The following is an 8,027-nucleotide window of genomic DNA, read 5'->3' as shown; positions in this document are numbered from 1 at the left end:
TTAAAGAAACATTATTAAGATCATACAAAGAAATAAAGATTTTATTATCACAAATTTATTTGAAATTTTTCTCAATTCAAAATTTGATGACAAAAATTATTATTATCAGAAAGACGAAATATGGGAAAGAATAAAAGAGTTATTTGAAAAACTTATCAAAAAAAATCCGGATACGATTTATACAAGATATGTAGTTTTGAAAATGGCTTTTTTAAGAAAGGATTACCAATATGCTAAAAACATACTTAATAAACTCGGTTCTTATGAAGATAATTACATCTTTGCTGATTTTGAAGAATTTATTGAAACGAAGAAAAAGATAATTATGACCTTGAATAATGTAGATGAATTGGGAGCTTATAAGGTTTTAATTAAGGAATACAGAGACTGGATAAAAAAAGAACCTGATAAAATTTTTAATTATATTATTCTTGCCTATCTTTTGAATAAAATTAAAGATTATAAAAATGCAGAATTTATGATATCAAAAGTAGAAGAAATCAGTATGCATATTCCTGATGCATATTATGTTAAAGGATTGATTTATCTTGATAAAGGAGAAAAAGAAAAAGCAAAGGAATGTTTCTGGAGGGCATGTTTGACAATTGAACATCAATTTTCGGGAGGAGTACCTGCCATAATGAGATTTGAAAAATATTTAACATGGTATAATAAACTATGAACTTTAAGTTCTTTTCTTAGTTTTTTCAAAAAAGAGTAAATTCTACCAAGTCACCTATATCATTTTTTTCTCAATTTTTGTTTTAGTGGATGTTTTTTCATAATACTCAGATGTATTCTTTATTTCTTTTATCTTTCCAACAATACTCCCCAATTCTTTTGCAACTTTATGACAATCTGGTCCTTTTATCCCTTAAATTAAAAATTCTATCTCTCCTTCTTCATTCACAAAAATTTCAATTTCTTCTTTTTCTGCCATTTTATCTCCATCTCCTTGCTACTATTTTAATCAAATTTTTTTCAGATTTTTCTCTTCAACTATTGTATAACCTCTTTTTGTCAGTTCTTCTTTTACAAGATTATAGGCATATCTCTGTTTTATCTGTCCAATAAGTTTTTTCTGTTTCTTCTTCTTTTTTCTGAAGAGACTTTACCCGGGATTATTTTGTATACCCCGTCTTTCTGTTTATGAAATCCTATTTTTACTCCCTCTTGATTTTCAACAAGAATATCCACTTTTTCCATTATTTCATCTTCGTTTTCAATTGTTAAGTACTTAATTTCTTCCATTTCTTTATCAAGTGCTTTTTTAATAGAAGTTTGTAATTTTAATTCACTTAATGTTTACAATGTCTTCAGTAAAAGAGTAGTACTTAAGATTATAAGTTCAATTCCTCCACAAGCACTCATATTTTCCTCCTTTTTACCACCATTTACCTCTTCCAAAAAACCTTTCTATTTCATCGGGACTTAAACCTAGAGACAATATTATTAAACCTGCAATAATTAGAAGTGTTCCAATTACAGGAAATATAAATATCCATCCTTTAAAAATCTTATTTGAAATTAGTAAACGAAAAATTGAAATTAAAATTCCTCCTGTAAAGAGAATGGAAAAACCAATAATTCTATATCTGCTCTTTTCAGCCTCTACTTCAATTTTAAATTTTCTTTCCGCCTTTTTCATTTTTATTTCTTTAACTTCTATCTCCTCAGGACTTAAATTTTCTTTTTTAATTCTTATAAGTGCTTTTTTAATATAATCAGGCAGATACGGGTCTTTTGATGAATATCTGATACCGTCTATAACAATTTCGAGAGAACTTCCTTTTCTCAAAATATCCTCATCATTTTCTACAAAAACCGCACCATATGCATCTTTTTTGGTTTCTATTCCCTGTTTTTCCACAGGAAGGACATTTTATTTCATAAGGATTTAACTCTGAATCTGTTTTTTCAGCAACTTCAGGGAAAACATATCCACAATAAATACAGTATAAATTACCCTTTTGATTAATTCTTTTACATTTTGGACAGGGGAAATATTTTACTTCTTAATCCCTTTTATCTTTTTTATCTCCTACTTCAAGATGTTCAAATCTGCTTTTCTCTTTTTTCTTTTTTATAATTCCTGATTTTACCTTTTCTCCTTCTATTTTTTTTAATCTATCCTCTTCCATAAATAATTCCTTTTAGAATTCAAGTTTCCTTTCTCTTTCCGTTAAACCCTTTGCCTCAACTTTACTCGCAGGAACAGTTCTATTACGTGCCCATTCTCTTATTTTTTCAATTGCCTCTTTCATAGTAAATGAGATTGGAACTGTTTTTTTAATGTTTTTAATAATATCTTCTGTAGTCAAATCCCTGTTTTCAACAAATACATCAAAAAGTGCAGATATTATTGCTTGTTCAATTTCTGCTTCTGAAAAATTTTCACTGTCTCTTGCAAGTAAATCAAAGAGAAAGTTGGGTTGTGTAAACTTTTTGAGGAATTATTTAATGAGTTTATGTTAGCAGAAAGAGGGATATATTTAGAGAATTAACAGTAAGATAAAGGGAATGAATATGAAATAAGACAATTGTTTAACTTGCGGTATGGAAAGGAGGTGATATCCGAGAAAAAAATCTTGACAAGCGCCATTCTCCTTTTTCAAAAATCTTTTTAATCAACTTTTTTGCTTCTTTCTTACTCTTTGGAACAAATACTTCTATATGTCTTCTTAACCAGATATTTCTTCCCCATATATTATATCCCTGGATACTATGTCTTAACCTGAAAGAGAAATCTTATTGACAATAAGAATTTAAAGAGGTATTTTATAATCAATGGTAGAATATATCAAAAAAAGAGATGGTTCAATTGTAGAGTTCCTGCCAGAAAAAATAGAATTTGCGATATATAGAGCATTAAAATCAGAAAATATTGACGATTTAAATCTTGCAATAAAACTAACGGAGAAAGTCATAGAAAAAATAGATAAAGAAAAAATCCCAACAGTTGAGGAAGTTCAGGATATTGTAGAGAATGTTCTTGTTGAAAACGGTTTTTATAATGTTGCAAAGGCATATATTCTTTACAGAGAAAAAAGAAAACAGATAAGAGAAAGTAAAAAAATTCTTGGAGTCGAGGATAAACTCAAACTTTCTATTAATGCAATAAATGTTTTAAGAAAGAGATATTTATTAAGGGATGAAAAAGGAGAAATTATTGAAACTCCTGAGGAAATGTTCAGAAGAGTCGCGAAATATGTAGCATCATGTGAAAAAGAAAAAAGTAAATATGAAGAAGAATTTTTCAATATTATGGCAAATCTTGAATTTTTACCAAATTCTCCAACATTAATGAATGCAGGAACACCTCTCGGTCAACTTTCTGCATGCTTTGTTCTGCCTGTTGATGATTCTATTGATGGGATATTCACAACATTAAAAAATATGGCTTTAATTCATAAAAGTGGTGGTGGAACAGGATTTTCATTTTCAAAATTAAGACCCAAAGGAGATATTGTTGGTTCTACAAAAGGAGTTGCTTCAGGTCCTGTATCTTTTATGGAAATATATGATAAAGCAACGGAAATTGTTAAACAGGGTGGAAAAAGAAGAGGTGCAAATATGGGAATTTTGAGTTATAACCACCCCGATATTTATGAATTTATAACTTCAAAAAGAAAAAATATCCTTACAAATTTTAACATCTCTGTAAGTGCAAGTGATGAATTTATGGAAAAGGTTATAAAGAAAGAAAAATACTCACTTATAAACCCAAGAAATGGAGAAAAGGTCAGGGATGTTTATGCTGATGAGATTTTTGACTTGATATGTCAGAGTGCATGGGAAACAGGAGATCCTGGAATTATTTATATTGATGAAATTAACAGACACAATCCAACTCCTGAAATGGGAAAAATAGAAGTAACAAATCCCTGTGGTGAAACTCCTCTGCTTTTTTACGAATCATGTAATCTCGGGTCAATAAATCTGACAAAAATAATAGAGGATGGGAGAATAAATTGGGAAAAACTTGAAAAAATTATAGAAATTGCTGTCAGATTTCTTGATGATGTGATTGATGCGAATAATTACCCTATCCCTGAAATTGAAAAAGCAACAAAAGGGAATAGAAAAATTGGGCTTGGAATTATGGGATGGGCTGATTTATTACTTGAACTGAAAATACCCTATGGAAGCGATGAAAGTTTTATTCTTGCGGAAGAATTGATGAAATTTATAAATGAAAAAGCATTTGAGTATTCAGTTTTACTTGGAAGAGAAAAAGGGTCTTTCCCGAATTTTGAAAAATCAATTTATTATAAAAAAACTGATGCTTTAAGAAATGCTACCAGAACAACAATTGCACCTACAGGAACACTCAGTATAATTGCGAATTGTTCAAGTGGAATAGAACCAATATTTGGAGTTGCTTTTATAAGAAATGTTCTTGAAGGAATTAAATTTCTTGAGATAAATCCTGTTTTTGAAAAAATTGCTAAAGAAGAGAATTTTTTAACTCCCCAGATTTTAAAAGAAATAATTAAAACTGGTTCATTAAAGGATGTAAAAGGGATACCGGAAGAATACAAAAAAATATTTTTAACCGCTCTTGATATAGAACCCATAAAACATTTAAAAATGCAATCAATTTTCCAAAAATACACGGATAACGCTGTTTCAAAAACAGTAAATCTTCCTTATGATGCTACAATTGAAGATGTAAAGGAAATTTTTATAAATGGATGGAAAATGAAATGTAAAGGAATCACTGTTTTCAGATATGGAAGTAAAACACAGCAGGTTTTATCATATGCTGATACTATTGAACATGAACTTGAATACTTAATATTATCTGAAGAAATGTCAAGTTGTTCCAAGGGAGTATGTTTCTATTAAATTCAGGGGAGGCAAATGGAAAAGGCAAGATACTGGAAAGAGATTGAAAACAAGAAAGTTCAGTGTCAATTGTGTAATCATTTCTGTATAATTGAACCTGATAAAACAGGAAAATGTGGAGTGAGATTAAATAAAAATGGAGTTTTATATTCTCTTGTTTATGGCGAAATTATTGCAGAAAATGTAGACCCGATTGAAAAGAAACCTTTTTACCATTTTTTTCCCGGGAGTTTTTCATTTTCAATTGCTACTTGTGGTTGTAACTTCTTCTGTCCTTTCTGTCAGAATAGTGAAATATCCCATCCTCCCAAAGAAGGAAGAATTTTTACCATAAGAAAAAGAAAACCTGAAGAAGTTGTTAAACTTGCAAAATCACATAATTGTATTTCAATTTCTTACACTTATACAGAACCAACTGTTTTTGGGGAGTTTGCTTTTGATGTATGTAAAATTGCAAAAGAAGAAGGAATTTATAATAACTTTGTTACAAATGGATATATGAGTAAAGATTTTTTAAAAGATATTTCTGAGTTTCTTGATGCAGCAAATGTTGATTTGAAAGGGGATGAGGATTTCTATAAAAAATTACCACAGGCAAACCAGAAATATGTTGTTGAAAATATAGAATTAATGAGAAAATTAAATATATGGGTTGAGGTTACTACTTTATTAATACCGGAATACAATGATAGTGAAAATCAAATAAGAGATATTGCAAAAAAAATAAAAAATATTGATAGAAGAATTCCCTGGCATATAAGCAGATTTTTTCCTGCTTATAAAATGTCAGACCATTATCCAACAGAGATTGAAAAAATAAGAAAAGCAAGAGAAATTGGTTTTGAAGAAGGTCTTTTATATGTTTATACAGGAAATATTATTGGTGATGAGGGGGAAAATACTTATTGCCCAGAATGTAAAAATTTGCTAATAGAAAGATATGGGTATAAAATAATAAAAAATGAAATTAAAGATAGAAGGTGTAAGTTTTGTAGAAAAGAAATAGATGGTTTATTTAAATTCAAAAATTAAAGGGGGGATTATATGAAAAAAAGTAAAGTTTTATTTGGATTAGTTTTATTATTTGTTTTAAATTTGTTTGGAATAACAGATTTTGGATATAAATTTACACCTGATAAAGATATCCTTTTGATGACAGAAGAAAATAATTTTCTTGTTCAACCGCAATGTATAATTTCTAAAGGAAATATGCTTTATTTTGCTGCACAGGATTTTACAAAAAACAGAGAATTACTTATTAAAAAAATAAAAGATGTAAAAGTTATTAAAGATGAGCTAAATAGAAAAATACTGAAAGTTATGTATTCTCTTTGGGACGAAAAAAAAGGAATATTCAGATTATTCTCTTGTCTTATTTCTTGAAATAAGAAAAGAGTTTTCATTTCTTGCTATTTATTCAAAATTTATTTATAACGGAGAAGGATCTACTGAATGCGGAATAAACTGGGCAATGGAAAGTGCTTATGAGCCCTATAAATATTATTCAATTCCAGAAAAAGGGAAAATTATGACATATAAACTTGAAAAAACAAAAAAAACAAAAATTGGACATGCTAACTGGATTTTTGCTAATACAGGGAAAGGAGAAGGAGGGGGGGTTAATTGCTCCTGCTGTAATACTCGGTAGAGGTGAGAATTTTATTTTTATAAATAGTGTTCCTCCTAAGAAAAAATTGTCAAAAGGTGAGTCAATTGATGTTTTCATGATTTTTATACCCATAGAAAAGAATTATAAAATTCTTGAGGAATTATTTCAAAAAATTAAAGATATAAAATGGGAATATGAAAAATTTTAAAAGGAGGTGAATATGATTTTCTCTGATGAGGAAAAAAATAAAATAATTGAAGACGAAAAAGTAAGATTAAAAATAAGATTAAAATATGAACAAAAATCTTCAGGTCTTGCAGGTGTATTATCAAGTATATGCCCTGGACTCGGGCAAATTTATAATGGACAATTTGGAAAAGCATCTTCTATTGGAATAATAATAATAATTAGTATTGTTTTACTTTCTTTCGGAATCACTTTCTGGGTAAAAGGAGTGCCTCAAAAAGGAGAAAAGGTTAGTATTACAGAGGAAAAAACAGTTGAAATGACAGACGAAGGTGTAATAATAGAAGAAGCAGAAAAAAACAAAGAAAAAGAAGAAAAGAAAGAACCTAAATCAAAATTACCATATACTTTAACAATATTAGGACTGATAGGACTTTGTTTTACTTGGAGTTATGCGGTTAAAGATGCGATTAAAACTTCAAAAAGATTAAATGAAGAAGCAATAAAAGAATTATAGATTTTTAAGTTTGAAGATTAAAGAACCAAGTTCTGAAGCCATATCAACATAACTAACAAATATATTTTTTGGTAAATTAAGAGAAATAGGTGCAAAGTTCAAAATACCTTTAATTCCTGATTTAACCATATATTCAGCTACTTTTTGTGCTTTGTCAGAAGGGACACAAATTATACCAACTTTAATTTTTTCTTTTTTTAGGAAACCATCCATTTCTTCCATACCCATTATCTTTATTTCATCTATCTTTGTACCTATTTTGGAAGTATCATTGTCAAAAGCACCTACTATTCTCATATTCATAGAACTAAATCCTTTGTATCTAATTAGAGCAGAACCTAATCTTCCAACACCAACAAGGATTACCTTTATTTCTTTATCAATTCCAATAATTTTCTCAAGTACTTTAATCAAATTGTCAACTTCATATCCTACTCCTCTCTTTCCAAATTTTCCAAAATATGAGAGGTCTTTTCTAAACTGCTCTGGTAGAATATTTAAAGAAAATGTAATTTCCTTTGAAGAAACAATTTTTTTCCCTTCTTTTTGAAGGTTTAATAAATTTCTTAAATAAATAGGTAACCTTCTTATTGTATCCTCGGGAATATATTTTTTCATGCTCTTGATTTTCCTCCTGAAATATTTATTGTAGTTCCAGTTATATAACTCGCAAGATCAGATATTAAAAAACAAACAAGATTTGCTACCTCTTCAAGTTTTCCAACTCTTTTTAATGGTATTGAAATTTTTTCATATGACTTTCTCAATTCCTCAACCGTTATTCCTCTTGTATAGGCAAGTGCTCTTTCATATTCAGGATTCCTTAAAGCAGTAGGTTCAAGTATTCCAGGTGCAACTCCTACAACT

Annotated in this window: 12 protein-coding genes; 7 read left to right on the top strand and 5 right to left on the bottom strand. The window is 28.9% G+C overall.

What is annotated here, in order from left to right:
- The first annotated feature begins 202 nt into the window (after positions 1 to 202).
- Complete coding sequence (locus PKV21_07840; protein HOM27401.1) at positions 203 to 682, top strand: hypothetical protein; 480 nt, start codon at positions 203 to 205, stop codon at positions 680 to 682.
- Positions 683 to 1,059: 377 nt separating this feature from the next.
- Here the strand turns inward: PKV21_07840 and PKV21_07835 are convergent, their stop codons facing one another.
- The 3 genes from PKV21_07835 to PKV21_07825 form a co-directional block, all read right to left on the bottom strand.
- Complete coding sequence (locus tag PKV21_07835; protein ID HOM27400.1) at positions 1,060 to 1,251, bottom strand: hypothetical protein; 192 nt, start codon at positions 1,249 to 1,251, stop codon at positions 1,060 to 1,062.
- Positions 1,252 to 1,384: 133 nt separating this feature from the next.
- Entirely contained in the window at positions 1,385 to 1,870 is a 486-nt protein-coding gene (locus PKV21_07830; GenBank protein ID HOM27399.1) for a hypothetical protein, read from the bottom strand.
- A 145-nt stretch (positions 1,871 to 2,015) separates the two neighbouring features.
- Positions 2,016 to 2,141, bottom strand: a complete 126-nt coding sequence (locus PKV21_07825; protein ID HOM27398.1) for a hypothetical protein — start codon at positions 2,139 to 2,141, stop codon at positions 2,016 to 2,018.
- Positions 2,142 to 2,292: 151 nt separating this feature from the next.
- Here PKV21_07825 and PKV21_07820 point away from each other — a divergent pair, with 151 nt between their 5' ends.
- From PKV21_07820 to PKV21_07795, 6 genes are all read left to right on the top strand, one after another.
- Positions 2,293 to 2,475 carry a hypothetical protein gene (locus PKV21_07820; GenBank protein ID HOM27397.1) on the top strand — a complete coding sequence of 61 codons (183 nt, stop codon included), beginning with the start codon at positions 2,293 to 2,295 and terminating at the stop codon, positions 2,473 to 2,475.
- A 312-nt stretch (positions 2,476 to 2,787) separates the two neighbouring features.
- The gene (locus PKV21_07815) at positions 2,788 to 4,848 is read left to right on the top strand and encodes an adenosylcobalamin-dependent ribonucleoside-diphosphate reductase (GenBank protein ID HOM27396.1); all 2,061 of its coding nucleotides are present in this window, start codon (positions 2,788 to 2,790) and stop codon (positions 4,846 to 4,848) included.
- Between the two features lie 15 nt (positions 4,849 to 4,863).
- A complete protein-coding gene (gene amrS, locus PKV21_07810) occupies positions 4,864 to 5,880 on the top strand; it encodes an AmmeMemoRadiSam system radical SAM enzyme (GenBank protein ID HOM27395.1) in 1,017 nt (338 codons plus the stop codon).
- Between the two features lie 12 nt (positions 5,881 to 5,892).
- Positions 5,893 to 6,231 carry a hypothetical protein gene (locus PKV21_07805; protein HOM27394.1) on the top strand — a complete coding sequence of 113 codons (339 nt, stop codon included), beginning with the start codon at positions 5,893 to 5,895 and terminating at the stop codon, positions 6,229 to 6,231.
- An 88-nt stretch (positions 6,232 to 6,319) separates the two neighbouring features.
- The gene (locus PKV21_07800; protein HOM27393.1) at positions 6,320 to 6,496 is read left to right on the top strand and encodes a hypothetical protein; all 177 of its coding nucleotides are present in this window, start codon (positions 6,320 to 6,322) and stop codon (positions 6,494 to 6,496) included.
- A 181-nt stretch (positions 6,497 to 6,677) separates the two neighbouring features.
- A complete protein-coding gene (locus PKV21_07795; GenBank protein HOM27392.1) occupies positions 6,678 to 7,160 on the top strand; it encodes a hypothetical protein in 483 nt (160 codons plus the stop codon).
- Here PKV21_07795 and PKV21_07790 read toward each other — a convergent pair.
- Both PKV21_07790 and PKV21_07785 read right to left on the bottom strand, forming a co-directional pair.
- A complete protein-coding gene (locus PKV21_07790; protein HOM27391.1) occupies positions 7,155 to 7,778 on the bottom strand; it encodes a redox-sensing transcriptional repressor Rex in 624 nt (207 codons plus the stop codon). The two genes, PKV21_07795 and PKV21_07790, sit on opposite strands and share 6 nt — an antisense overlap.
- A partial coding sequence (locus PKV21_07785; protein HOM27390.1) for an SDR family oxidoreductase occupies positions 7,775 to 8,027 on the bottom strand: 253 nt, incomplete at its 5' end. The genes PKV21_07785 and PKV21_07790, both read right to left, overlap by 4 nt.

Source organism: bacterium, assembly GCA_035371905.1.
GTDB lineage: Bacteria > Ratteibacteria > UBA8468 > B48-G9 > JAFGKM01 > JAMWDI01.
Note: the sequence above shows the minus strand (reverse complement) of the source record. Positions and strands in the feature narration are given on the sequence as shown.